Origin of the sequence: Gordonia sp. SGD-V-85, from assembly GCF_001456905.1 — a bacterium.
GTDB lineage: Bacteria > Actinomycetota > Actinomycetes > Mycobacteriales > Mycobacteriaceae > Gordonia > Gordonia hongkongensis.
The window spans coordinates 44,812-70,358 of the sequence record NZ_LNQO01000024.1; the positions used below are offsets into that span (position 1 = coordinate 44,812).

Annotated in this window: 24 protein-coding genes; 16 read left to right on the plus strand and 8 right to left on the minus strand. The window is 66.8% G+C overall.

The window, feature by feature from the left end; genetic code table 11:
• The first annotated feature begins 25 nt into the window (after positions 1-25).
• Positions 26-2,167, plus strand: coding sequence for an MMPL family transporter (locus AS181_RS21240; RefSeq protein ID WP_058253480.1), 2,142 nt, complete (start codon positions 26-28; stop codon positions 2,165-2,167).
• A 234-nt stretch (positions 2,168-2,401) separates the two neighbouring features.
• Positions 2,402-3,988, plus strand: a complete 1,587-nt coding sequence (locus AS181_RS21245; protein ID WP_175404375.1) for a plasmid pRiA4b ORF-3 family protein — start codon at positions 2,402-2,404, stop codon at positions 3,986-3,988.
• A gap of 12 nt (positions 3,989-4,000) precedes the next feature.
• Here AS181_RS21245 and AS181_RS21250 read toward each other — a convergent pair whose 3' ends face one another.
• The gene (locus AS181_RS21250) at positions 4,001-4,549 is read right to left on the minus strand and encodes an ester cyclase (RefSeq protein ID WP_058253482.1); all 549 of its coding nucleotides are present in this window, start codon (positions 4,547-4,549) and stop codon (positions 4,001-4,003) included.
• Positions 4,550-4,679: 130 nt separating this feature from the next.
• Positions 4,680-5,852, minus strand: a complete 1,173-nt coding sequence (locus tag AS181_RS21255; protein ID WP_058253483.1) for an acetyl-CoA C-acyltransferase — start codon at positions 5,850-5,852, stop codon at positions 4,680-4,682.
• Positions 5,853-5,976: 124 nt separating this feature from the next.
• On the opposite strand from AS181_RS21255, the gene AS181_RS21260 reads away from it, so the two are divergent.
• The 3 genes from AS181_RS21260 to AS181_RS21270 all read left to right on the plus strand — a co-directional run bounded on the left by AS181_RS21260 (position 5,977) and on the right by AS181_RS21270 (position 7,916).
• Complete coding sequence (locus AS181_RS21260) at positions 5,977-6,450, plus strand: winged helix-turn-helix transcriptional regulator (RefSeq protein ID WP_058253484.1); 474 nt, start codon at positions 5,977-5,979, stop codon at positions 6,448-6,450.
• A 25-nt stretch (positions 6,451-6,475) separates the two neighbouring features.
• The gene (locus tag AS181_RS21265; RefSeq protein WP_058253520.1) at positions 6,476-7,003 is read left to right on the plus strand and encodes a putative immunity protein; all 528 of its coding nucleotides are present in this window, start codon (positions 6,476-6,478) and stop codon (positions 7,001-7,003) included.
• A 166-nt stretch (positions 7,004-7,169) separates the two neighbouring features.
• Entirely contained in the window at positions 7,170-7,916 is a 747-nt protein-coding gene (locus AS181_RS21270; protein WP_058253485.1) for an MBL fold metallo-hydrolase, read from the plus strand.
• A gap of 111 nt (positions 7,917-8,027) precedes the next feature.
• Here the strand turns inward: AS181_RS21270 and AS181_RS21275 are convergent, their stop codons facing one another.
• Positions 8,028-9,404 carry an NAD-dependent succinate-semialdehyde dehydrogenase gene (locus tag AS181_RS21275; RefSeq protein ID WP_058253486.1) on the minus strand — a complete coding sequence of 459 codons (1,377 nt, stop codon included), beginning with the start codon at positions 9,402-9,404 and terminating at the stop codon, positions 8,028-8,030.
• A gap of 249 nt (positions 9,405-9,653) precedes the next feature.
• On the opposite strand from AS181_RS21275, the gene AS181_RS21280 reads away from it, so the two are divergent.
• The 4 genes from AS181_RS21280 to AS181_RS21295 all read left to right on the plus strand — a co-directional run bounded on the left by AS181_RS21280 (position 9,654) and on the right by AS181_RS21295 (position 13,951).
• Complete coding sequence (locus tag AS181_RS21280; protein WP_058253487.1) at positions 9,654-10,649, plus strand: alpha/beta hydrolase; 996 nt, start codon at positions 9,654-9,656, stop codon at positions 10,647-10,649.
• Between the two features lie 565 nt (positions 10,650-11,214).
• Positions 11,215-11,472 carry a hypothetical protein gene (locus AS181_RS21285; RefSeq protein WP_231742623.1) on the plus strand — a complete coding sequence of 86 codons (258 nt, stop codon included), beginning with the start codon at positions 11,215-11,217 and terminating at the stop codon, positions 11,470-11,472.
• A 184-nt stretch (positions 11,473-11,656) separates the two neighbouring features.
• Positions 11,657-13,012 carry an NADP-specific glutamate dehydrogenase gene (gdhA, locus tag AS181_RS21290; RefSeq protein WP_058253489.1) on the plus strand — a complete coding sequence of 452 codons (1,356 nt, stop codon included), beginning with the start codon at positions 11,657-11,659 and terminating at the stop codon, positions 13,010-13,012.
• A gap of 66 nt (positions 13,013-13,078) precedes the next feature.
• Positions 13,079-13,951: a MerR family transcriptional regulator gene (locus tag AS181_RS21295; RefSeq protein WP_058253490.1), complete on the plus strand. Its 873-nt coding sequence runs from the start codon at positions 13,079-13,081 to the stop codon at positions 13,949-13,951.
• Between the two features lie 69 nt (positions 13,952-14,020).
• Here AS181_RS21295 and AS181_RS21300 read toward each other — a convergent pair whose 3' ends face one another.
• Both AS181_RS21300 and AS181_RS21305 read right to left on the minus strand, forming a co-directional pair.
• A complete protein-coding gene (locus AS181_RS21300) occupies positions 14,021-14,704 on the minus strand; it encodes a DNA alkylation repair protein (RefSeq protein WP_058253491.1) in 684 nt (227 codons plus the stop codon).
• A gap of 63 nt (positions 14,705-14,767) precedes the next feature.
• Entirely contained in the window at positions 14,768-15,067 is a 300-nt protein-coding gene (locus tag AS181_RS21305; protein ID WP_058253492.1) for a putative quinol monooxygenase, read from the minus strand.
• Positions 15,068-15,227: 160 nt separating this feature from the next.
• Between AS181_RS21305 and AS181_RS21310 the strand changes: the two genes are divergently transcribed.
• Positions 15,228-16,871, plus strand: a complete 1,644-nt coding sequence (locus tag AS181_RS21310) for an alkaline phosphatase D family protein (protein WP_058253493.1) — start codon at positions 15,228-15,230, stop codon at positions 16,869-16,871.
• 23 nt (positions 16,872-16,894) lie between these two features.
• Here AS181_RS21310 and AS181_RS21315 read toward each other — a convergent pair whose 3' ends face one another.
• Together AS181_RS21315 and AS181_RS21320 are read right to left on the minus strand one after the other, a co-directional pair.
• A complete protein-coding gene (locus AS181_RS21315; protein ID WP_058253494.1) occupies positions 16,895-17,332 on the minus strand; it encodes a VOC family protein in 438 nt (145 codons plus the stop codon).
• 51 nt (positions 17,333-17,383) lie between these two features.
• The gene (locus tag AS181_RS21320) at positions 17,384-17,815 is read right to left on the minus strand and encodes a PPOX class F420-dependent oxidoreductase (protein ID WP_058253495.1); all 432 of its coding nucleotides are present in this window, start codon (positions 17,813-17,815) and stop codon (positions 17,384-17,386) included.
• A 121-nt stretch (positions 17,816-17,936) separates the two neighbouring features.
• On the opposite strand from AS181_RS21320, the gene AS181_RS21325 reads away from it, so the two are divergent.
• Together AS181_RS21325 and AS181_RS21330 are read left to right on the plus strand one after the other, a co-directional pair.
• Positions 17,937-18,497, plus strand: a complete 561-nt coding sequence (locus AS181_RS21325) for a GXWXG domain-containing protein (RefSeq protein ID WP_058253496.1) — start codon at positions 17,937-17,939, stop codon at positions 18,495-18,497.
• Positions 18,498-18,584: 87 nt separating this feature from the next.
• A complete protein-coding gene (locus AS181_RS21330; protein ID WP_058253497.1) occupies positions 18,585-18,998 on the plus strand; it encodes a hypothetical protein in 414 nt (137 codons plus the stop codon).
• 54 nt (positions 18,999-19,052) lie between these two features.
• Here the strand turns inward: AS181_RS21330 and AS181_RS21335 are convergent, their stop codons facing one another.
• Entirely contained in the window at positions 19,053-19,970 is a 918-nt protein-coding gene (locus AS181_RS21335) for a hypothetical protein (RefSeq protein ID WP_058253498.1), read from the minus strand.
• Positions 19,971-20,097: 127 nt separating this feature from the next.
• On the opposite strand from AS181_RS21335, the gene AS181_RS21340 reads away from it, so the two are divergent.
• The 4 genes from AS181_RS21340 to AS181_RS21355 all read left to right on the plus strand — a co-directional run bounded on the left by AS181_RS21340 (position 20,098) and on the right by AS181_RS21355 (position 25,542).
• Positions 20,098-20,556, plus strand: coding sequence for a Fur family transcriptional regulator (locus AS181_RS21340; protein WP_058253521.1), 459 nt, complete (start codon positions 20,098-20,100; stop codon positions 20,554-20,556).
• 82 nt (positions 20,557-20,638) lie between these two features.
• Complete coding sequence (katG, locus tag AS181_RS21345) at positions 20,639-22,882, plus strand: catalase/peroxidase HPI (RefSeq protein ID WP_058253499.1); 2,244 nt, start codon at positions 20,639-20,641, stop codon at positions 22,880-22,882.
• 168 nt (positions 22,883-23,050) lie between these two features.
• Positions 23,051-24,298 (plus strand): GTP cyclohydrolase II, encoded by a 1,248-nt coding sequence (locus tag AS181_RS21350; RefSeq protein ID WP_058253522.1) that lies wholly within the window; start codon positions 23,051-23,053, stop codon positions 24,296-24,298.
• Positions 24,298-25,542: a URC4/urg3 family protein gene (locus AS181_RS21355; RefSeq protein WP_058253500.1), complete on the plus strand. Its 1,245-nt coding sequence runs from the start codon at positions 24,298-24,300 to the stop codon at positions 25,540-25,542. The genes AS181_RS21350 and AS181_RS21355 overlap by 1 nt, the downstream gene beginning before the upstream one ends.
• Positions 25,543-25,547: the final 5 nt, after the last annotated feature.

Consider the following 25,547-nt stretch of genomic DNA (forward strand, 5'->3'; position numbering starts at 1 on the left):
ACCCGCAACCGACGAACGGAAGCCCGTGAACCCACCCACCTCTGCTCGACGAGTCAGTCGCTTGCGATGGATTCTGCCAGCCCTCTTGGTTATCGGATGGCTGGCCCTGGGTTCTGTCGGCGGACCGTTCGCCGGAAAACTCGGTGACGTACAGGCGAACGACAACACGTCGTTCCTGCCCGCGTCCGCCGAAGCCACCGAGGTCTCCCGCCTGGAAGCCGACTTCGTGGACTCCTCCGAGATCCCGGCCGTCGTGGTGGCCGAACGTACGAGCGGCATCACCGAGGCCGACCTCGCGTTCGTGTCCGAGGCGGTGGGCAAGGTCGCCGGCTCGGACGGGATCTCCGAGCGAACGTCTCCGCCGATCCGCTCGCAGGATGGTCAGGCGATCCAGATGATCGTGCCCGTCGACTCCTCCGGGGAGATCTCGGAAAGCATCGAGGCTCTGCGTGCGGAACTCGCGAACGGCCCGCCCGAGGGACTGTCGGTGTATGTGACCGGACCCGCAGGCATCGCGGGCGACCTCACCGAGGCATTCGGCGGGATCGACGGCCTGCTGCTACTGGTTGCCGGCGCGGTCGTCATCCTGATCCTCATCGTGGTGTACCGCAGTCCGATCCTCCCGTTCGTCGTGATCGTGTCCGCCGTGTTCGCGCTGGGGCTCGCCAGCCTGCTGGTCTACGTGCTCGCGTCGAACGACGTGCTCACCCTCAACGGCCAGAGCCAGGGCATCCTCTTCATCCTCGTGTTCGGTGCGGCGACGGACTACGCCCTGCTCCTGGTGTCCCGCTATCGAGAAGAACTACGGCTGACCGCCGACAAGTACGACGCCATGCGGGCCGCGTGGCGCGCGACCCTCGAACCGGTCGCCGCCTCCGCCGGCACGGTCATCGCCGGTGTGCTGTGCCTCCTGCTGTCGGATCTGAACTCCAACCGCGGTCTCGGCCCCGTTGCCGCGATCGGCATCGCGGCATCGTTCCTGGCGTCGATGACGTTCCTCCCCGCGGCGCTGACCCTGCTCGGACGCAGTGCTTTCTGGCCGAAGCGACCGGTCGTCGACCCGGCGTCGGCGCAACGTGACGACAGCAGCAATCATCGCGTCTGGGGCGCCCTGGCGAACCGGATCGGACGGCACCCCCGCCGCTTCTGGGTGGCCACGACGTTGCTACTCGTGCTCTTCGCGCTGTTCCTCCCCCAGTTCAAGGCCGACGGGGTCGCGCAGTCCGACACCTTCCTCGTAGCAGTGGAGTCGCAGGAGGGCCAAGAAGTCCTCACCGCCCACTTCGACGCCGGGGACGGTTCACCCGCGGTCATCATCGCCGACGCCGCATCGCTGCAGCAGGTGCAGAACACGGCGGCGAATGTCGACGGCGTCGCCGAGGTCGTCCCGGTCACCGATCCGGGCGGCGCCCCCAAGACCGTCGACGGACGGGTCGCTCTGCAGGCGACCCTGACCGATCCGGCCGATTCCCTGGCCGCCGAGGAGACCATCGAGCGTCTTCGCGACGCGGTGGGGAACGTCAACGGCGCCGACGCGCTCGTGGGTGGTCCGACGGCGGTCGACCTCGACACCAAGACGACGGCCATCCACGACCGGAACCTGATCATCCCGATCGTCAGCATCGTCGTGCTGCTCATCCTGTGCGCGCTGCTCCGGGCGATCGTCGCCCCGATTCTCCTGATGGCCACCGTCATCCTGAGTTTCGCGGCCACACTGGGAATTTCGTCGATCGTGTTCAACCACATCCTCGGATTCCCCGGCGCCGACCCGGTCGTGCCGCTGTTCGCGTTCGTCTTCTTGGTCGCGCTGGGCATCGACTACAACATCTTCCTGATGACCCGCGTCCGCGAGGAAGCACTGCAGATCGGTACGCGCCGAGGTGTTCTCCGTGGGCTCACGGTCACCGGCGGAGTCATCACCTCGGCCGGCGTGGTCCTCGCGGCGACGTTCTCCGCCCTGGCGGTCATCCCGCTGATCTTCCTGGCGCAGATTGCGTTCATCGTCGCCTTCGGCGTCCTCCTCGACGCGTTGATCGTCCGGACCCTGCTCGTCCCGGCGCTCGTCTACGACATCGGCCGTCCCGTGTGGTGGCCCAGCGCGCTGGCGAAGAAGGAGGACGTGCCGGAAGAGAAGGAACCGGTGGAGCAGGGACCGGGTGAGCGCTGAGGACATCTGGAACCTCCGAATCGAACGGTCCCGGCACCTCAAAGCCGGGGCCGTTCGAGTGCTGTCGGCACCAGAAATCGGCCTGGCTGTCGGACGCGCCAGCGCATAGGATCGACGCCGATGAGCCGGAAGAACAAGCGATCCCGCGGCGCCAAGCGGACCGAGAAGGCGAAGAAGCGGGCTGCCCGCCGAAACAGCAACGTGATCCCGATCCGGGGTCGCGACACCTCGGAGATGGGCGTCCTGTTGCGCGAGTTCGAACGATGGCTGCCCAGCGAGGAATTCGAAGACGATCCGGACAAGCAGGCAGCCATCGTCGACGCCGTAAGAGCGCTGGACTTTGCCGTCGGCTACGCATTGCCAGACCATCGGCCCACCGAGTGGTCGCTCGATGAGGTCGATGCGGCAATCGACTTCGCCGAGTACATGGAAGAGGAAGAGGACGACGCCTTACCGGCAAGCATCGCGGTCTTCGCATTGCGCCTGTTCATCGATTTCCTCGTCACCACTTCCAGGTGGACAGGAGCCATCAGCGCCGATGTCGTGATGGGGGCTTGCCAGGGATACCTCCTCGACTCCATGGGCGGGCTGAAGGTCGAGGTCGACGACATCGACAGCTCCGCCGAGCGCGATGCACTGGAAGCGGTTCGGGTTTTGCAGCGGCTCGATGTGTTGATGGACTGGATCGGTTACAAACGGCCGGTGACGCCGAGTGGATGGCTCAAGCCGGCACTGCTTCCGGACCTTCTGCAGGCCCTTCAGATCGAGCAACCGTCAGCAGCACTCAAGGCAATGAAACATCATCGCGTTCTTGCCGAGATCTGGGAGCTCGCCCGGGATGCCCAGTTGATCGCAATTACTCCATCCCATGTCTACCCGGGCCCGGCGGCCGCGTCCTGGCGTGGACCACAGTCGCTGACGACGCGACGCAGCACGCTGGCTGCGGCCGTCGGCAGGGCGTTGACCTCTGATTCGAGTGCAAAGGCACAGTTTGTGGACGGTATCGTCGCGCGCGTCGTATACCACGGGCTGACGATCATGCCGTTTGCCGCCGATCGCTTCGCCGCCCTGCGCGATGACGGGCTGATCTCACCGGAGATTCCCAAGGCTCATTCTCGCGTCGAGCACATCATCGAGGACGGGTGGCTCGTCCTCAACGAGGACGGTGACTACGTCGTCCCCGAGGGGTTGCGACCCGCGGTGTGGGGCGGATTTCCGGAACGTCACAATCCGGAGAGCGGGGGCGAGGCGACCATGATCACGGTGCGCGTCGAACTCGCCGGCGTACGACCCAGAGTCTGGCGACGGATTCGAATTCTCGCGCTGGTTCCATTGAACGAACTCCATGAAGTGCTCCAAGCTGCTTTCGCCTGGGACGACGCGCATCTCTACCCCTTCACAACGCCGTGTTCTGGCCACGCGCACCGGTACCTGTCCGACGAAGCGATGGACACCGCACGGGTCGACCAATACACGGAGTCTGTCTTCGACTCGACCCTGGGCGAGCTGGTCGACGAACCCGGCGACGTGGTGACCTACGAGTACGACTTCGGCGACGGCTGGGAAGTGAGCATTGTCGTCGAGGCATTCGCGCCGATGAACGACGACGAACCGCCGGTGACGTTCATCGACGGTGGTGGAACCGCCCCGTTCGAAGACGTCGGCGGAGTGCCTGGATGGGCGGACTTCATCGAGGCGGTCAATGATCAGACGCACCCTCGCCATCTGGAGCTACGCGAGTGGGCGGGCATGTCACCTGGTTCTGCCTTCGACCCGACGTCTTTCGACATCGATGCGGCGAGGCGCCGCCTGGGGGTGTGATCCTCAGCGGCGTCAGGCCGACGCGGCGGACCGGGATGTTAGACGACGGACAGCAGCGCCGATGACCGTGATCGGGTGATTGAGCAGCGTGGCGATCCGGCCGGCGAGGGTGTTCGGATCCCGCGCGACCCCGAGCTGCATGAACATTTCCAGACGGTCGAAGTAGGCGCGCTCCGCAACCAGATCTGAGCCCGCGAAGGTGAACACCGCGACGATGGGCAGGTCGAGAGACCGACCCGTCGGGGCGAGCCCGCGGTATGGGCCCAGATGTGTTCCGCGAACTCGCGTCTCACAGATGACTCGATCGTCGTGATGGCACAGCGTCTCGGGGTCGACATCGAAATGCATGTCCGGCAATGCGGTGAACAGTTCGTGATACGAGGCCGACACCGCGTCGTGGCCATCGGCGATCTCACCGGGCAACTCGGTACGTGCCGCGCCGTCTTTGAACGTCGCCAGCGTGGCACCGACGTCGTGCCGATTCTCGGCCTCGAGATGCGCCAGAACGGTGGCCTCCCGCGTCGCGACGAGCGCTGCTGCATTCGGGTCGGTTGGGTTCATGAGGTCCCCGCAGTCATCGGCCCCGCTCCGAACAGCGGGTATGCGCAATCACGGTACCGGGCGGACGCAACGTGTGCGACCGAGATACACCGAATGGACGACGAGCACGTCCGCCCGGACCGCCGACGGCTCAGCCGAGTCGCTCGTAGATCGTCGCGTTGGCCAATCCGCCTGCCTCACACATCGTTTGCAGGAGGTAACGACCGCCGCGCTGTTCCAGCGCGTTCAGTCCCGTGGTCGCGAGGCGGGCACCGCTGGCACCCAGCGGGTGGCCGAGCGCGATCGCACCGCCGTTGACGTTGACTCGATCCACGTCCACCCCGAACTCCCGCGACCACGCCAGTACCACCGGCGCGAACGCCTCGTTCACCTCGAACAGGTCGATGTCCTCGACTCGCAAACCACTGCGTAACAGTGCCTTCCGCGTCGCCGGGATGATGCCGGTGAGCATCAGGAGTGGGTCGTCACCGGCGACCGCGATGGTGTGCACACGAGCGCGCGGACGCAGACCGAGTTCGGCGGCTTTCTCCTCGCTCATCAGCAGCACCGCCGACGACCCGTCGCTGATCTGACTCGCACTCGCCGCGGTGATCCGCCAGTCGATCTCGGGGAACCGGTTCGCGATCGCCTCGTCGTAGTAGGCCGGTCGCAGCCGGGCGAGGTCGTCGAGGTTGCCCCCGAGCCGGATGCCCTCGTCCGACGTCAGCCCCGCGATGGGGGCGAGTTCGTCGTCGAAGAGTCCGTTCTTGGTGGCGGTGGCGGCGAGATCGTGTGACCGCAGCGAGAATTCGTCGATCTCGCGTCGCGAGATGTCCCAGCGGGCGGCGATCAGTTCCGCCGAGATCCCCTGACCCACGAGGCCCTGCGGGTATCGTTCGCCGAACGCCCGTCCGTTGAGATCGGCGGTACCGGCAACGGCCGAGCCCATCGGGATACGGGACATCGATTCGACACCCGCGGCGACCGCGATGTCGTACGTGCCCGCGATGATGCCCTGCGCGGCGAACGCGATGGCCTGTTGCCCGCTTCCGCATTGGCGGTCGACGGAGACCCCCGGCACGGATTCGGGGTAGCCGGCGGCCAGGAGCGCGCGCCGCGCGATGTTGAAACTCTGCTCCCCCACCTGACTGACGACACCGGTGATCACGTCGTCGACGAGTTCGGGATCGACACCCGAACGGTCCACGACTGCTCGGAGGCTGTGCGCGAGGAGGTCGACGGGATGAACGTCATGGAGGGCGCCGGTGGGCTTGCCCTTGCCGATGGGTGTGCGAACAGCGTCGACGATGACCGCAGATCTCATGACTGATCCTCCGTCAGTGTGCGGATCGGAACGCAACCCGATCCGGATGATGGCTGACTTTTGTCTACCAAAGTCAGGTCTACGCTCTGGCTATGGTCTTGTCAAGTCAGGGTAGGCTGGGGGCATGATGCACCTGAAGGGCCCGCTGGCCGAACGCGACAGCTGGGAGGCGAGCGGCTGCTCGATCGCGAAGGCGATCGACATGGTGGGCACCCGGTCGGCGATCCTCATCCTGCGGGAGGCCTTCTACGGCGCCACCAGGTTCGATCAGTTCAGCCGGCGGGTCGGGATCAGCGACGCGGTCGCGTCGGCCCGCCTGCGCGAACTCACCGAGGCCGGGATCTTCACCAAGGTCCCCTACCGCGACGCCGGGCAGCGCGAACGGTTCGAGTATCAGCTCACCGACATGGGCCGCGATCTGTTTCCTGTGGTGATGTCGTTGATGCAGTGGGGCAACGACCATCTGCAGCCCGACGGCCCGCCGCTCACCGTCACCGACCGAGCCCAGGCGCCCGTACGCGTGGGCGTCGTCGCCGAACCCACCGCGGTTCTCACACCCGAGGACGTCGAGGTGCGAATTGCCCGGCGCGGCCGTTGAGTCCGCGGCCGGCAGAGAGGTCGCGATGATCCTCCCCACAGTGTTCGACCCCCGCCTGGTCACCATCCGTCGTGGCGGGACGCTCACCGACGCCGATCACCACTTGCTGGCGCTCTGGGCGGCACGGTGTGCGGAGCACGTTCTGCCCTTGTTCGAGTCGGCACGGCCGGATGACGCTCGCCCCAGGGAGGCAATCGCGGCGGTCCGCGCGTGGACCCGGGGCGAACTGGCGATGATGGAGTCGCGCGCCGCCGGCGGACACGCCATGGGTGCCGCCCGCGATCTACGTGGCGCACCGCGGTTCGCCGCCTACGCCGCCGGGCAAGCGGCGGTGACCGCGCACGTCGCATCGCACGACCTCGGTGCCGCGGCGTACGCGATCAAGGCAGTCCGGTCCGCACACGGGGTCGACGCGGGTAGACACGAATGCGCTTGGCAGCGAGAACATCTCCCTGTTCGGGTACGCGAGTTGGTGCTCGACGACCAACATGCCCGCAATGACCTGTGCTGGCAGGTCTTCATCGACGATCGACAGCAGGTCGGCGATCGGTGATTCGCGTTCACCGGGGTGTTCCTGTTACTGTCGCAGTCACGCTCCTGCGGTGCTGTAACCCGCATGTCGAGCCAGAGGCCGGGGTGATTACAGAAACCCCCGGTCTTGTCCAAACTTCGACGGTCGTCCCGGTTTGCTGCCGCGACCACCGGGTACGCGTCTCGTCATGACCTTCCATCGTGGCGTCGTCCCCGGCATCCACTGGCTCGAGTACGCCTACACGAATCAGTACCTGATCGAGGACCAGGACCGGCTGATCCTCGTCGACTGTGGACTCCCCCGTTCGTACGAACCCCTCGTCAAGGCCATCCGGGAACTCGGCCGTGACACCGATGCCGTGACCGACCTGATCATCACGCATGGTCATTTCGATCACGTCGGCACCGCGCGCCGCCTGGCGCGCGAGTGGCGGATCCCGGTCCACGTCCATCGCGACGATGCGTGGCTGGCGTCCCATCCCTACCGCTACGCGCATCAGAACGCGACCAGATTCGGAGTGCCCCTTCGTCATCCGCGTTCGCTACGCCTGCTCGGACGCATGGCGGCGGCCGGTGCGTTCACGGTGCGCGGCGTCGATCACCTGGATGTGACGCCTTTCGGCGATGATGCCCTGCTCCCCGGTGGCGCGCAGGTGGTGCCGACTCCCGGTCACACCTACGGCCATGTGTCGCTGCACTTTCCATTGCGCGACGCGGTCATCGCCGGCGACGCGCTCGTCACCCTCGATCCGTACACCGCGGCGACCGGCCCGCGCATGATCGCCGGTTCCGCAACCGCCGACCTCGATCGCAATCGGGCGTCGCTCGACGCGCTGGCAGCGACGGACGCGAAGTCTCTGCTTCCCGGGCACGGGGTTCCGTGGCATCACGGGGTGGCCGTCGCGGTCGACCGGGCGCGTCAGACCAACGGCTGACACGTCGGACAGCCGGCCGCCGGATCACGAGCCGAACAGCGAGACGGGCCAGACGGCGAGACGGGCCGACGCTTTCCGCATCGGCCCGTCCGGCCGTCGCCGATCGCCCGGCTACTCGGAGGCGGTGCGACGCAGCTTGGTGTTGACGAACTCGCCCATGCCCCAACGCCCGAGTTCGCGACCGTAGCCGGACCGCTTCACCCCGCCGAACGGAAGGCCGGGCAGCGTGGTGCCGTGTTCGTTGACATACGCCATGCCGACTTCGAGTTGGTCGGCAACCTCCTCGGCCTTGCCGATGTTGCCGCTCCACACCGAGCCGCTCAAACCGAACTCGACATCGTTGGCGAGCGCCACGGCATCCTCCGGGGATGACACCCTGTAGACCATCGCGACGGGCCCGAAGATCTCCTCGGAGTAGACGTCCATGTCCGGGGTGATGTCCGTCAGCACAGTGGGTTCGAAGAAGGCTCCGTCGCGCTCCAGCGGCTTCCCACCCGTCCGCAGGGTGGCGCCCTGTTTCACCGCGGTCTCGACCTGTTCGGCCACGGTGTCGCGCGCCGACAGGGACGACAGCGGACCCATCTGAGTGGAATCGTCGGACGGATCACCGACCACCGTCGACTCGAACTGCTTGACCACACCGTCGACGAAGTCGTCGTACAACTCGTCGAGAACGATGAACCGTTTCGGCGAGTTGCACGCCTGGCCCGCGTTCGACAGCCGTGCGCCCGCCGCGATCTTCGTCGTGCGTTCCGTGTCGGCGGAGTCGAGCAGGATGAACGGGTCCGAACCGCCGAGCTCGAGCACGGACTTCTTCAGGTTCTCCGCGGCAACCTTCGCCACGGCTGCACCCGCCTTCTCACTCCCGGTGAGTGATACACCGCGTATCGCGTTGTGCGCGAGCAGGTCTGCGACCTGATCACTGCTTGCGTACACGTTGATGTACGCGTCGGCGGGCACACCCGCGTCGTGCAAAATTTCTGCCATCAACGCCGACGACGCCGCGCAGATCGACGCATGCTTGAGAATGACGGTGTTGCCGGCCAACAGGTTCGGCGCGACGAAACGTGCGACCTGGTAGTAGGGGTAGTTCCACGGCATCACGCCCACCAGTGGTCCGATCGGCGCGACCTGCACGATCGACGCATCCGCGCCCTGCGGGTCGAGGGCCTCGGTCTCGAGCAGATCCGGTCCGTGCTCGGCGTACCAGCGATAGATGTCCGCGGCCAGCTGGACCTCTCCCGCCGCCTCCTTGGCGGGTTTGCCCATCTCGGTCGTGATGACGGCCGCGAGCTCATCGGCTCGCCTCTCGTACTCGTCAGCGGTCCGGGAAAGGATTGTGGCCCGTTCGGATGCCTCGGTCGCTCGCCACTCCTGGTATGCCGCGAGTGACCGTTCGGCCACGCCGGCCACCTCGTCGTCCTTCAGTCCGGGAAATTCCCGTTCGGTCGTACCGGTGGTCGGATTCGCGGTGACATATGTGCCCACCAGAGCACCTACCTTCCTCTGTCGTGTGAATCCCGACTGTCCACAGCCCGGGATCATTCGGGTACCCGGGTCCCTGTACGCAAAACCTCGGTCGTCGGCGCGCTTCGGTCACACGGCGGCCCCAGACCTGCTCTAATGGGTCCGCGGTCCGTGTCCGGACCCGTGATCGACCGACACGCGGCGAATGCCGGACGTCGACCTGGGGGTGGGTCGCCGGTCGTGACGGCAGTGTCCGAGGGGGAACGAAGAGTGTCACGCTGGCAGCGAGCCGCAGGGCTCGGTTGTGCATTTCTGATCGCGGTCGTCGCGAGCGTCTCGACGGGTCAGCCGGCGGGGGCGACTCCACCGAGGCTCGGCGACTCGGCGCGGATCCTTGCGGTGTCCTCGGAGACGGCGACACGCACGACGATGACCGTGTATTCCGCCGCCATGAAGCGGCCCGTTCGGGTGAGCGTGCTCGCCCCCCGCGAGCGGACCGGCCCACGGCCGACCGTGTACCTCCTCGACGGCATCGACGGTGGGGTCTACACCAGCTACACGCAGAGCGGGTGGACCTTCCAGACCGACATCGCGCGCTTCGTCGCCGACAAGAAGGTCAACGTGGTTCTGCCCATCGGGGGTACGGGCTCGTACTACACCGACTGGCGCCGAATCGATCCCGTCCTGGGTCGGAACATGTGGGAGACCTTCCTGACCGAGGAACTCCCTCCGCTGGTCGACGGACGCTTCCGGGGCAACGGACGGAACGTGATCGGCGGGCTGTCGATGGGGGCGCTGGGCGCGATGTCCATCGCGGTCCGCAACCCGGATCTCTACCGGGGTGTGGTCGCCTTCAGCGGGTGCCTCGATCAAGGGTCGCCGGAGTTCCGGCAGGCGACCGCCACATCGGTCACGACGAGGGGTGGGAACCCGGAGAACATGTGGGGCCCGCTCGATCACGACAACTGGGATGCCCACAATCCCGCCGGTCACGTGTCCGCGCTACGCGGTAAGCCCGTGTATGTAGCGGTCGGCAACGGTCTGCCCGACCCGGCCCTCGGGCTGGCCGGGCTGGCCTCACCCGTCGGAGGCGTGCTCGAGGGCATCGTCGCCCGATGCACCGAGAGCTTCAAGCGTCGCGCAGACCGAGCCGGGGTCGACATCACCTACGACTTCCGTGCCGGTCTCCACTCGTGGGGTTACTGGAACCAGGATCTGCACCGAGCCTGGCCCACGATCGCCCGGGCACTGAAAAGCGCGGGCTGACGCGAGCGTCGGCGTCAACGCGCGCTTTTCCTCTTCCGAATCAACGAGACATCCTCGAGTGCCCGTTTTCGCTCACGACGTTCCTTGAGTTCTTGCCGCCGCTTTTTCGAGCTCGAATTCTTTTCCGCCATTTCTCCTCGAATCGGTCGTGGTCTACAGCGGGTCGATCCCGCTCTCGTCGTGACCATAGCCCAGAAACGACAGAAGTCCAGCCCGTCCGATCTGGTGCCGACTTGCCGACTTCATACGTTGTAACACAGTACTTTTCATTTACTGTGCGCCTGCGAAATGCGCCGGACTGGCTTTTATTTTTTTCTGGGCTAGAGTCCATGGCACCGGTCGCAGATGGCCGGTCGCAGCGAAAGGAAGAGTGGCCGTGAAAGCGGTTGTGATGGAGTGCCGAATACGCGTGTGTGGCTCCCCCGGTCGGGTCAGAGAATTCGTCAAGCAAGCGTCGACTCGCGCGCACGACGCCTTTCCCCACCCCGCCAGGTGTTCGGTTGTCGTCGAGGAGTCGGAGTCGTTGCTCCTCCGACGGCAATGGCACCGCGAGAACGACGTGGACGTGTTCGGAGTACCCGAGGGGCGGGATGTGTGCTGCGGTTTCGCGGACTCGTCCGGACGACTGACCGTCGCGAGACTCGAGAGCCTGTCACGCGACATCCTGGCCCACCTCGAACTGGATCCGTGGGTGTCCGACGACACCGAGTCGGTGCCTTGGATCCTGACGCTCACCACTGGTGCCGATCCGACGTCCAGGCATGAGATCGTGACCCGACATCCGTCGCTCCAGGTGCGACGACCTGTTCTGGCCCGCGCGTGATCCGCGCATAGCGGTGCCCGACCGGACTGCTCCGCAGGTGAGCGGGTCCGACCACCTCACTGCGGACACACCGCGGTCGTCGTCCGACGGACCGGTCTGCGGTCGAATTCCTGTCACTCGATAGGGTGCGGGTGGCGGCGTGCTCACCTGGGCACGTCGCCGTCCCACACCTACGGAGAAGGAAGTGGTCGCCATCGTGCTCGACGAGAAGATCAGCGATCTGTACGCGCAGGTTGTTGCGCGGAACCCTGGGGAGGCCGAGTTCCACCAGGCCGTCCGGGAGGTCTTCGACAGTCTGGGTCCGGTCTTGGCGAAACATCCCCACTACGCGGACGCCGGGATCATCAAGAGACTGACGGAGCCCGAGCGCCAGATCATCTTCCGAGTGCCGTGGGTCGACGACCAGGGACAGGTGCAGATCAACCGCGGGTTCCGGGTCGAGTTCAATTCCGCACTCGGTCCCTACAAGGGCGGCCTTCGAATCCACCCGAGCGTCTACCTGGGCGTGGTCAAGTTCCTCGGGTTCGAGCAGATCTTCAAGAACGCACTGACCGGGCTCCCGATCGGCGGCGGCAAAGGCGGCGCCGACTTCGATCCCAAGGGACGCTCCGACGCGGAGATCATGCGGTTCTGCCAGTCGTTCATGACCGAGCTCTACCGTCACATCGGCGAGTACACCGATGTGCCCGCGGGTGACACCGGCGTCGGCGGTCGGGAGATCGGTTATCTCTTCGGCCAGTACAAGCGCATCACCAACCGTTACGAGTCCGGCGTGCTCACCGGCAAGGGACTCGCCTGGGGTGGGTCGCAGGTCCGCACCGAGGCGACCGGGTACGGCGTGGTGTTCTTCGTCCGCGAGATGCTCGCCGCGGCCGGCGACGACCTCGACGGCAAGACCGTGGTGGTCTCGGGCTCGGGCAATGTGGCGATCTACGCCATCGAGAAGGTGCAACAACTCGGCGGTCGCGTGATCGCGTGCTCGGACTCCGGGGGCTACGTCGTCGATGATGCCGGTATCGACCTCGAACTGCTCAAGGAAATCAAAAACGTTCGGCGCGGCCGTATCTCGGATTACGCCGACGCCCGCCGCGGGTCCGCCCGTCACGTCGACACCGGATCGATGTGGAGTGTGCCCACCGACATCGCCATCCCCTGCGCGACGCAGAACGAACTGAACGGGGTCGACGCCACTCAACTGGCGAAGAACGGATGTCGCATCGTCGCCGAGGGCGCGAACATGCCCAGCACCCCCGAGGCGGTGCGCATCTTCGCCGACGCCGGCGTCGGCTTCGCCCCGGGCAAGGCCGCGAACGCGGGCGGCGTCGCCACGAGCGCACTCGAGATGCAGCAGAACGCTTCTCGGGATTCGTGGACGTTCGCGCACACCGAGGACCGATTGTCGGAGATCATGACGGCCATCCATGACCACTGCCTGCACACGGCAGACGAATACGGGGCGCCGGGCAACTACGCGACCGGTGCCAATATCGCGGCGTTCACTCGCGTGGCCGACGCGATGCTCGCACTCGGTCTCATCTGACCCGATTCGGACGCCGACTCGCTTCCTCTTGACCTTCAGGTTGGTCGAAGCCGGATGATCTGCGATATGCCCTCCGTTCCCGAAGTCAGCGAACTCGTCCCGATCGGCGCGTTCGCGCAACGCACCGGTTTGACCGCGTCCGCGCTGCGGTTCTACGACGACTCGGGGTTGCTCACCCCGGCCGCCGTCGACGCGTCGACCGGATATCGCCAGTACAGCGCGTCGCAGGAGCGGCACGCGATCGCACTCCGGCGACTCCGCGAGATCGGGATGTCGCTCGCCGACATCCGCACGGTCCTCGCCGCCGAGCCGGGTACCGCCGGCGGACTGATCGACGAGCACGTGCGGACCGTCGCAGCCGATGCCGATCGGGTTCGGCACGAGGCCAGGACGATCAAGATGACGATCGCCGCGGAGTCGAGAACGCTGTGTGCGGCCGACCTCCGTGATGGTCTGTCCGACCTGGCACGGGGCGGCGTCGTCGTCATCGACGCCGTGGCCGGCGCAGTTCGATTCCGGCTCGACGGTCGGGACGATCTATGGTGCCGCCTACTCGACGGGCCGTTTCCCGCGCACCAGGCGATGATCGAAGCCCTGCCCACGGTGACCATGCGTGCGAGTGTCGCGAAAACCGCTGTGTTGCAATCGTTGGAGCGCTGTGCAACCGACCGGGTGCACCTGGACTTCACGTCGGCGGCGCTCACACTGAGCGACGCCTCGTCGGCACAACTCGCCGTCGCGCCAGCCGAGACCTGCGGCCCCCCGATCGCACTGTGGTTCGAGGTCTCGACGCTCTACCCCGCGGTCCATGTGTCGATCGGGGCCGAGATGATGATCGACGTCCGCAATCGGGACCTCCCGATGACGATTCGGTCCGCAGACGGCGGCGACCTCACCACGGTCGTCATGCCGGTTTCCCACAGCCGCCACAATGACTGAGCAGCAGAGGATCCCCGGGAGTGTCGGGATCCGACGCCTGAGCGACGGGGCAACGAGCTGCCGCTCAGGTCACGACGATCGACGCCGTACCATCTCGGCGATCCAGACCGGCGCATACGGCGAAGTACAGCCCGGGGAGGTCGGGTAATCCTCCAGCACTCGCAACCGCTGACCGATGTCGATTGCACGGGAACGGAAGTCGGGATTCTCGATGCCGATGGTCGCCAGGCATGTGTTCATCGCCCACTGCAGGCGTGGCGGTGCGTTCCCCATGTCGGACTCGATGGTGTCGAGCAACCCGGCCGTGTCGAGGTCACCGGGCTTCTTGACCACTCGATCAGCGGTCAGGGCCCATCCCGCCGCGGCGACACCGGGCTCGGCGTCGGCCATCCACGACCTCCGCAACTCCTCGGCATGCGGACTCTTCTTGACGACGTAGTTGACGAGCCAATCGTGGACCTTCGGCCGGTCGACCTCGCGGATCATCGTGTCGAGCTGCGCGGGGTCGAACGCCCGCGGGCGACAGATCAACAGTGCGAGCAGACGCGGCGCGGTGTCGCCCGTCGCCCACAGCTCTGCGGAAAGTTCGGGCTGCGTTCGCAGTCGTTTCGCGATCGCCCTGAGCTTCGTGAGATTGACCCCGTGGTCGTCGCCGTGTTTCTCGTTGACCGCTCGGATCCGCGGGTCGTCGAGACTGCGGAGCTCGCCGAGGACGTCGGCGAGAGTCTGTTGGATGTCGGACATTCCGGTCATGATCCCCTCTGGAAGTGCGCACACAGCCTACGACGCTCGATGTCGCCGCGGGTTGTGTGCTCATCAATCCGGAGGGCCCGCCAGTATCCGCACGTCGGCGACGTCGTACTCGGCAACGAACGCCGACCGGATCGCCCGTGACTGGTCCTCGCCGACCCCGTCGCCACGGAAAGCCTCGACCGCCGACTGCGAGTCCCAGCGCTCGAAGATGTTGATCCGGCCGGGGTCCATCGAGTCCGCGGAGATTGCGAAATCGAGACACCCCGGTGCCCGACGGGCGGCACCGACCACCTCGTCGCAGCCGGCGATGTACGCCGCGCGCTGGTCCGGGTCCACTCGCAGACTGCCGGCAACGATCACCATGGGTTGCTCCTCCATCGATACTCCGGTGCACCGGTGTCCCGGCGCGAGACGTCACCGCTATGGTGAGGGCGACAGGAGTGCAGACCGGCACGACCCGGCGAACTCATCGCTCACGATCGACGTGGCCGCGCGACGCTGCGCCACGGCCTACTCTGATCGAATGGCTTTGGTTCTGGGTCCGATCCTCCGGCACGTCGACGAAACCTCCGCGCTGATCTGGGTGCAGACCGACGAACCCGGCGAGGTCGAAGTCCTCGGCTGTGCGACCCGGACGTTCGAGGTGTCCGGTCACCACTACGCGCTGGTCGAGGTCAGCGGCCTGGTGCCCGACACGGTCTCCGAGTATCAGGTCCGCGTCAACGGCGCCCTCGAGTGGCCCCTCCCGGACACCGAGTTCCCGCCCAGCGTGATCCGGACCCGGGGACCGGACACCGCGGACCGGCACCGGTTCGTCTTCGGGTCCTGCCGGTATCCGCGGGCCGAGGACCCCAAGCTCGACGAGAAGCTCGGACTCGACGCATTGGACTGCTACGCGGTCCGAATGCGCCACCTCCCGGTGGAGGAGTGGCCGGACACCCTCATTCTGCTCGGCGACCAGGTGTACGCGGACGAGCTGACCCCGCAGGTGAAGAAGTCGCTGGAGTCGAGCCGGGCCTCGACCGCCGGACCGTCCGACGAGGTCGTCGACTTCGAGGAGTACGAGGGACTGTATCGGCACACCTGGGGAGACCCCGAGATCCGATGGATCCTCTCGACGGTGCCGACGGCCATGATCTTCGACGATCACGACATCCGTGATGACTGGAACACCTCGGACACCTGGCGTCGGCAGATGAGTGAGAAGCCGTGGTGGCAGGACCGGATCCGCGCCGGCCTCGCGTCGTACTGGGTGTATCAGCACCTCGGCAACCTCTCCCCCGCCGAACTCGCCGAGTCCGAGGACTACCGCCGCGTCCGCGACATCGACGGTGACTGCTGGCCCCACCTGATCGAGGTCGCGGATCGTGCCGACCGGGAAACCGACGGAACCAAGGGTGTCCGGTTCAGTTTCCGGTGGAACCTGGGCAACACCAGGCTGGTCATGATCGACTCCCGCAACGGTCGCATCCTGTCCGACGGAACGCGAAAGATGCTGAGCGACAACGAATTCGATTGGGTTGAGAGCCAGGTCGACGACGACATCGAGCGACTGGACCACCTGGTCCTGGGTTCATCACTGCCGTGGTTGCTCCCGCCGGTCATCGGTGATGCGGAGACTGTGAACGAGATCGGCGCCCGGCGGCCGGGCCGTCGTGGACAGCTGGCCGAGAAGATCCGGCAGGGGGCCGACCTCGAGCACTGGCCGGCCTTCTTCGATTCCTTCGTCCGGCTCAGCGAGATGATCCGACAAGTTGCGGCGCGCGACCCCGGGCCCGCGACGGTCAGCGTGCTGTCCGGCGACGTCCACCACAGCTATGCCGCGCGTGCGACTTTCCCGGACACAACGAGCGCCGACGTCCACCAGCTCGTGTGTTCGCCGGTGCACAACGCGATCCCGCCGTACATCAAGGTGGTGTTCCGGCTGGGGTGGTCGAATCGGCTCGCCGCGGTCGTCCGGCGCTGGGCGCGTCGTGGTGGCTCGCCCGAACTGCCCGTCGCCTGGCGAAACACCCTGGGCCCGCTGTTCGGCAACACCATCGCGACGCTCTCGGTTCAGGGACGCTTCGCCGAGGTCACTTTCGAGCAGCCCGACCTGGACGGGACCCTGGGTAGAGCCGGAAATATCTGTCTGACATCGGAATTCGTGGCAACAGAGCGCACATAGCGCGCATTGTTGCTACGAAATCCCTAGTCCAGACAGAACTCGTTGCCCTCGGGGTCGCGCATCACGATGTGCCCCTCACCGAGCGGAGGTGCGGGGTCGTGTCGTTCGCCCCGGGTCGCACCGAGTCCGACGAGCCGGTCGGCTTCGGCCTCGAGGGCGCGCATCCGGTCGTCGCCACTCAGACCAGGGGCAGCACGGACGTCGAGGTGCACCCGGTTCTTCGCCGTCTTGCCCTCGGGTACGCGTTGGAAGAACAACCGTGGCCTGCGCTCCTCCGGGTCGATCACGGCCGAGGCGTCGTTCCGACGCTCCGGAGGCACCCCGAATGCGTCGAGCGCCGCCTCCCAGCTGTCGAATCCGGTAGGCGGGTCCTGGAGCCGGTAACCGAGCACCTCGGCCCAGAATGCGGACAGCGCAGCCGGGTCACCACAGTCGAAGGTCAGTTGAAAGTCGGTTGTCATGCGTCCACTGTGCGACACGACGAGGACAACCCGGGTCCTCGATCGTGAAAATCAGCGCAGACGTTCGCCGTACACCCGGTCCACGGACATGACCATCAGGACGCGGCGATCGGCGACCATGACCCTGCGGTATTCGTCCCAGTCCGGGTGCTCGCCTGCCGCCTTGCGGTAGTAGTCGACGAGCGCCTCGACCTCGGGCCCGTCCGGTTCGGTGCCCGGGCCGATCAACGTCACAGTGCCCTCGGCGGTCGCCCACGTGTAGCGATCGGGCCCGGTGATCTCCAATGCGGCGCGCGGATCGCGTCGGAGGTTGGCGGTCTTGGCCCGGCCCTCGGTCATCGAGACGTAGATGGTCCCGGCGTCGCGGTCGTAGAAGGGGGTCACCGGGGACAGCTGTGGTAATCCCGAGGACTTGATCGTGGCGAGGACGCCGACTCCGCCTTCGGCGAGAAGATCACGAGGGTCATACGCGGGTTGGTTCATGCCTGCGGCAACCCGGCGTACGTACAGGCTATTCCGGACGGGCCGCACACCCCGGGGCGTGGCTCCGCGATCCGTTGCGACATTCTTCAGATCTTGTGTCTTTACACGTACGATCGTCGACATGCATGTGCGCGAGATCCTGACCACCACGCCGGCGACGACCGCCGAGGCCCTCGACCTGTTCGACTCCGCCCCCGCGGTCGAGCCGGACTTCATGATCGGCACCTGGCGTGGCGCCGAGCTGCCCACCGACCACCCGTTGGACGGCTTCCTCGCGGCCAGCGGCTGGTGGGGCAAGCAATTCGTCGACGCCGAGACCGTCCACCCCCTGCTCTTCCCGACCCGCGACGGTTCGGCGCTGTGGGCCATGAATCCGGCGATCGCTTTCGGCGGACTGGGGATCGCCGAGAAGGCGCCCGGAGTCAAGTCGTTGTCGTTGGGGACGCCGATCGCCGCGACCCGCCTTCTCAGTCAGACCCGACGAGCACGTGCCCGGCTGCGCACCACCCGGTACCGCGGCACGGACACCGCGACCATGTCCTACGATCAGCTGCCGATCAACGACGTCTTCCACCGGATCTCCGATGAAGCTGTCCTGGGTGCCATGGACCTGAAGGGGTCGCCGAAGCCGTACTTCTTCGTGCTCCGCCGCGACGACTCACTCCGCCTCGTCGGCCACTGATCCTCGTCGGCCACCGATCCTCGGCGACGCGAGGACGGCGCCGACGAACCATGAGCCGGCGAGCCGGCGGAGGCGTTCAATGGGTAGATGGACACCTCACCCACCGCCCACCTCCGCCGGGGTGCCGTCGCGGTCGCCGCGGTCGCCCTCGCGGGCGCAGTGACACTGGCCGCACCCGGGACCGCCCAGGCTGCACCGCCGATGCCGTCCGGGTATTACCGCGGCGACGTCACCAGCGCCCCGATCGCCGACACGGTGTGGTTCGGCAAGAACTTCACGGGTTCGCGGGTCGTCAACAACACCGCGATCGGGTGGGCCTTCCCCGGCGCGGTGTACCCCGGGCGTTCCGTGCAGGACGGTGCACCGGTCATCGTCGTCGACTACTCGGGAACCGCCGTGGGATTCGTGCGTGACGAGCTCCGAGCCGACGGCCGGGGCGGCTATTGGGGCCGCGCGCTGAACGGCACCACCGAGCTGCTGCGTTTTCACTTGACACGCTGACCGTGGGCGACGGGCAACCATGGTGGAGACTTCGGGTTCGACCCCTTCGTCGGCTCACAGCTCGGCGAGCGCCGAGCGGATCTCATTGGTGGCCGCGACGGCTTCACGGAGCGCGATCCGCGCCTCGGCCCGGCCCTGTTCCGCAGTCGAGAGTCGTTGCCGCGCGAACCGCAGCGATTCTTCGCAACGAGCCAGCTCGGCCCGCAACTCCTGAGCCCGCCGGACGATCTCGTCGACCTCCGACGAAGCCCCGTCCACAGTTCGGGAGGCGGCGTCGAGGTCGGATCGGGCCGTTCGCTCCCCTGTCTCGGCCTCGGCCAGTCGGGCTTCGAGGTCTCGTCGACGACGCTCCGCTTCGTCAGACGCTGTGTGGTCCAAGTCGTCGGCGTCATCCCTGTCGGCACCCTCTTCGTCGGCACCGTCTGCGTCCGCGCCGCTTGCCTCGGACTCGTCCGCGACTGGTTCCTGCAACGGCTCCGGGACGACGAACACGCCGGCGGGCCCGAAGCCGCTGTATTCGGCGGATGCGGTGAGGTTTCCCCGCAACACCTGCTCGAGCACTTCCGGGTCGGCCACCGCGGCTCGCAATGTCTGCGTGACCTCGCGAATGGTACTGTCTCCCAGCGTCACTCGCAGATCTGCGGCCGTGGCGGCGACCGCGGTCACCGACTCGTTGATCAGATCCTGACGGCGTCGCGACAACGTCTTCATCTTGTCTACAGCCGAGCGGCGCTGGGCCGCAGTCAAATCCGACGCCAACCCAGCGATGAGGGCGCTGTCGTCGGGGTGCGCGCGAACCCACTGATTGACGGCCCACGCAGCTTGCGTGGGCCGCCGCAACTTCGCGATCCGCCCCGCCAGGTCACGGTCGCCGTCCGCTTTGATCTCTCGAGCGAGTTCGTTCCGGCGTGTCACGAACGCCGCCGGCGCCAGACCGTACAGCTCGTCGACGATCTCGTCGTACGGGGTCATAGGGCTGCCCGAGCGGTGGTCGGCGTCGCTGTCCGCATGAGCAGATACTACGACGGCGCCCGTGACGGCCACCTCACTTCGCCTTCTTAACTTGAATCATTCCAGATAAGACTGCACGATGGTCACCATGCTCACCGACGAGGACTGCGCCCGGCACCTGCGCGCCGCCGGACTGCGGGTGACCCGCCCGCGCGTCGCGGTCATGCAAGCCGTCCGAGCACATCCTCATGCGGACACCGACGAGGTCCTCCGAACCGCTCGCGAACGGTTGCCGGAGGTCTCGCAGCAAACGGTGTACGACGTTCTGGGCGTACTGACTTCGGCCGGTCTGGTGCGACGCATCCAGCCGTCCGGCCACGTGTCTCGATATGAGTCACGCGTCGGGGACAACCATCACCACGTGATATGCCGTACATGCGGATCCATCGGGGACGTCGACTGCGCAGTCGGCGAGGCCCCGTGCCTGACCCCGTCCGACGACCGGGGTTTCGTCATCGACGAAGCCGAGGTCATCTATTGGGGTCATTGCCCCGACTGCATCCCCGAACCCAACCGACCCGCTCCGGGCGCCGGCCCCGACCGATAGACCCCCGACCACGACGCCTCCCTCCCCTGCGATCACCGACCCGGCGATCGCAGTTCTCACCGTGCCCGAAAGGAAACCCCGCATGGCGCAGCAAGACCACGAGCCCGTCCGCGACGCGAAGGAACATCCCCCCATTGCCGAGGCGAACACCGAGCCCGCCGCGGGCGGTTGCCCGGTCGCGCACGGTCGGCTCACGCCGCCCACCCAGGGCGGCGGCAACCGCGACTGGTGGCCGAACCAGCTGAATCTCAAGGTGCTTCAGCACAATCCGGACGTCGCGAATCCGATGGACGCCGACTTCGACTACGACTCGGCCCTCGCGGATCTCGACGTCGAGGCGTTACGCGCCGACCTGACCGCCCTGATGACCGATTCGCAGGACTGGTGGCCCGCCGACTTCGGCCATTACGGAGGCCTGTTCGTCCGCATGTCCTGGCATGCCGCGGGTACCTACCGGGTGCAGGACGGACGCGGTGGTGCCGGAGCCGGGATGCAGCGATTCGCCCCGCTCAACAGCTGGCCGGACAACGCCAACCTGGACAAGGCGCGCCGCCTACTGTGGCCGATCAAGAAGAAGTACGGCACGGCATTGTCCTGGGCCGACCTCCTGGTCTTCGCCGGGAACGTCGCCCTGGAGTCGATGGGGTTCACCACCGCCGGCTTCGCCTTCGGGCGCGTGGACGAGTGGGAGCCCGACGAGGTGTACTGGGGCCCCGAACTCGAGTGGCTGGCCGATCAGCGGTACTCGGGCGACCGCGAACTCGAGACACCGCTTGCGGCAGTGCAAATGGGGCTCATCTATGTGAATCCGGAAGGACCGAACGGCAATCCGGACATCCTCGCGTCCGCGGTCGACATCCGCGAGACGTTCGCGCGGATGGCGATGAACGACGTCGAGACCGCGGCTCTGATCGTCGGGGGCCACACCTTCGGCAAGACCCACGGCGCCGGTGACGCCGGCCTGGTGGGTCCCGAACCCGAGGCCGCCGCCGTCGAGGACGCCGGTCTCGGCTGGACCAGCTCGCACGGCTCCGGCAAGGGCGCGGACACGATCACCAGCGGCCTCGAGGTGATCTGGAATCCGACCCCGACCCGCTGGGACAACGCTTTCCTCGAGACTCTCTACGGCTACGAGTGGGAGCTCTACAAGAGTCCGGCCGGAGCCAACCAGTGGCGTCCGAAGGACGGCGCCGGGACCGGTACCGTCCCCACGGCATTCGGCGACGAGAAGACCCACCCGTCGATGCTGACCACCGACCTCGCGATGCGCTACGACCCCGGTTTCGAGAAGATCACCCGGCGGTGGCTCGATCACCCCGAGGAACTGGCGCACGAGTTCGCCAAGGCCTGGTTCAAGCTCCTGCACCGCGACATGGGACCCGCCGTCCGGTATCGGGGTCCGCTTGTTCCGACCGAGACGTACCTGTGGCAGGACAATGTCCCGGCGCACGAGGGCCCACTTGTCACCGATGCCGACGTGGCAGCCTTGAAGGCGACGCTCCTCGACTCGGGACTGACTGTGGCGCAACTCGTGAAGACCGCGTGGGCGGCGGCGTCGAGCTTCCGTGGCAGCGTCAAGCGCGGCGGCGCCAACGGCGGCCGGATCCGCCTGCAGCCGCAGGCATCCTGGGAGGTCAACGAGCCCGACGAGTTGGCCACCGTGATCCGCACCCTCGAAGGCATCCAGGGTGCGTTCACCGGCGAGGCCGGCGCGAAGGTCTCCTTCGCCGACCTCGTGGTCCTCGGCGGCACGGCAGCAGTCGAGAAGGCGGCGCGGGATGCCGGAGTCGAGATCACGGTACCGTTCACCCCTGGACGTACCGACGCCACCCAGGACGAGACGGACGCCGATTCGATGGCACATCTCGAGCCCACCGCCGACGGGTTCCGCAACTACGTCGGCAAGACCAGTGGCCTTCCGGCCGAGTTCACCCTCGTCGACAAGGCATCGCTGCTGACCCTCAGCGCCCCCGAGATGACGGTGCTGGTGGGTGGCCTCCGGGTGCTGGGCAACAACTTCGGCGGCTCGGCGGCCGGCGTCCTGACCGACCGTCCCGGCGTCCTCACGAACGACTTCTTCGTGAATCTGCTGGACATGTCGACAGCCTGGTCGGCGTCGGAAGACGAGAACCTGTACGTCGGGCGCGATCGCGCCACCGGCGAGCAGACCTGCACCGGCACTCGCGCCGATCTGGCGTTCACGTCGAACTCACAGTTGCGCGCCCTGGCCGAGGTCTACGCAGCCGACGACGCAGCGGAGAAGTTCGTGAACGACTTCGTCGCGGCCTGGGACAAGGTGATGAACCTGGACCGGTTCGAACTCTGAGCAAATCGGTTCATCGTCGAACCGATCAGATGCGGCGGCGGCACCCTTCGTGGGGTGCCGCCGCCGTGGCGTTTCGCATCACCCGGCGCACAGGGACTTCCGGAACTATGCTGGCGCTTTCCCTCCGTGGCGGGTGACCGCCTCGAGACGAAGGTGAGGACGACGACGATGTCCGGCGAACACAGGTCCCTGGGCCATATCCGACTGACCTCACACAGCGGCGGGGTCGACGCTCCGCCCATCCACTGGGGGGCGGCCACCGCGGCGGAACGCGGTCCCGTCATCGGGACGACGGGCACACGTGCGCATCGCAATGTCATCGGTACCCACAGCGGCTCCTACAGCGTCTATCGCGCACTGGCCGTCGCCGCCGGCGCCCTTGCACGAGAGCACCGAGCCGATCTCACCAACACCTCGCCCACCGACCACATCGGACCGTATCCACAGTGGGGCGATCCGCGCGCGATCGTCTCGCTGGATCCTTGGGGTGCGACAGTCGCCGAGAGTTTCCCCGACGAGATCGCTCGCGGTTACGACATCCGGCCGACCATCGCGGTGACCAAGGCGCACGTCATCCTTCCCGAGATCGCCGAGGCGATCGAGAAGGGCCGTCTGGTCCCCGACGGTGAGGTTCTGCTGCCGAGTGGCGCGGCTCTGGTCACCAAGGCGGCCGTGGAACCGGTGTGGCATCTTCCCGGCGTCGCCGAGCGGTTCGGCTGCTCCGAGGCCGAGCTGCGCCGGGTGTTGTTCGAGGAGACCGGCGGCATGTATCCCGAACTCGTCACGCGGTCGGATCTCGAGGTGTTCCTCCCGCCGATCGGCGGGCAGACGGTCTACATCTTCGGCAACGCCCGCGACCTCGCCGACCCCTCGGTGGAACTCACCGCACGGGTGCACGACGAGTGCAACGGCTCCGACGTGTTCGGCTCCGACATCTGTACGTGCCGCCCATATCTGACGCATGCAATCGAGGAGTGCATCCGCGGCACCCAGCGCGGCGGCGTCGGCTTGGTCGCCTACTCCCGCAAAGAGGGACGCGCCCTCGGCGAGGTCACCAAGTTCCTGGTGTACAACGCCCGTAAACGCCAACTCGGCGGTGACACCGCGGACCAGTACTTCGCCCGCACCGAATGCGTTGCGGGCGTACAGGACATGCGGTTCCAGGAGCTCATGCCCGACGTCCTGCACTGGTTCGGGATCACCAGGATCCATCACCTGGTGTCGATGTCGAACATGAAGTACGACGCCATCACCGGCTCGGGTATCGAGGTCGGCGAACGGGTCAACATCCCCGACGAACTGATCCCCGCCGACGCCCGCGTCGAGATCGACGCGAAAATGGCTGCCGGTTACTTCACGCCCGGACCCGTGCCCGATGCCGAACAGCTGCGTCAGGTCAAGGGCCGGGGGTTGTGATGACCGGAGCACCAGAGGTGGAACTCTCCGCCTCACAGGCCGCCCGGCTGCTGCGCTCCACCGCCACCGTCCGGAGCCGGTCGCGACAACTCCTCGAACGGGCGCGGGCCGGCGAATCGTCGTGGTTCATCGTCCACGACGATGCGCGGGACGCGGCAGCTGACATCGTCGTGGAAACGACTCGGTTGCGATATCCCGACGGAGACATCCCTTTTCACAGCAGGTGGCGACATTTCGAGGCAGGCGGTATCGACCGCCTCGGCGCTCTCGACGCCGCCTTGCCCCCGGCCGGCTCGGCGGAGCGAACCCGCGCGCTCATCGACGTCGTGCTGGTCAGCGTCCTCCTCGATGCCGGCGCGGGACCCGAGTGGTCGTTTCGGGAGCGGTCGAGCGACCTGGTTCTCACCCGTTCCGAGGGGCTCGGCGTCGCGAGCTGGGTGGCGTTCTGCGAGGGGGTGTTCTCGAGCGACCCGGCCGATCCCCTGCGGGTCGACGCCACCGGTCTGGGCCGCGTCACGGCGGACACTCTCGGCGCGGCCTTCCAGGTGGGTCCCGACAACCCGCTCACGGGCCTGCCCGGGCGGGTCGATCTCCTGCGCCGCCTGGGCGAGGTGTTGTCGAGCCGCCCCGAGATCTTCGGTCCGGACGCCCGGCCGGGCGGCCTGTTCGATCACCTCACCCGCGGTGGTCGTGCGGAGGTGCCCGCGGTCGACATCCTGAGCGGGGTACTCGAGTATCTGGGCCCGATCTGGCCGTCGGACAACACGATCGACACCCACCCACTGGGCGACTGCTGGCATCACGACGCCGTCGTCGGCCCGGGCCTCACCGCCGGCTGGGTGCCGTTCCACAAACTGTCCCAGTGGCTGACCTATTCGCTTCTCGAACCGTTCCGCTGGGCCGGTGTCCAGGTGACCGGACTCGACGAGCTGACCGGCCTCCCCGAATACCGCAACGGTGGCCTTCTCCTCGACTCGGGTGTGCTCGCGCTGCATGAGGAGGCCTGGGCGGACCGGGAGTGGGAGGTCGGCGACGAGCTCGTCGTCGAATGGCGGGCGCTCACCGTCGCCCTTCTCGACGAGATCGCCGACCTCGTACGCGATCGCCTCGACGCCGATCCAGCCTCGATGCCCCTGGCCTGCGTGCTCGAGGGTGGCACCTGGGCGGCCGGCCGCGTGCTCGCGAGCCGACTTCGCGATGGGTTGCCGCCGTTGACGATACGCAGTACCGGCACTGTTTTCTGAGCCGA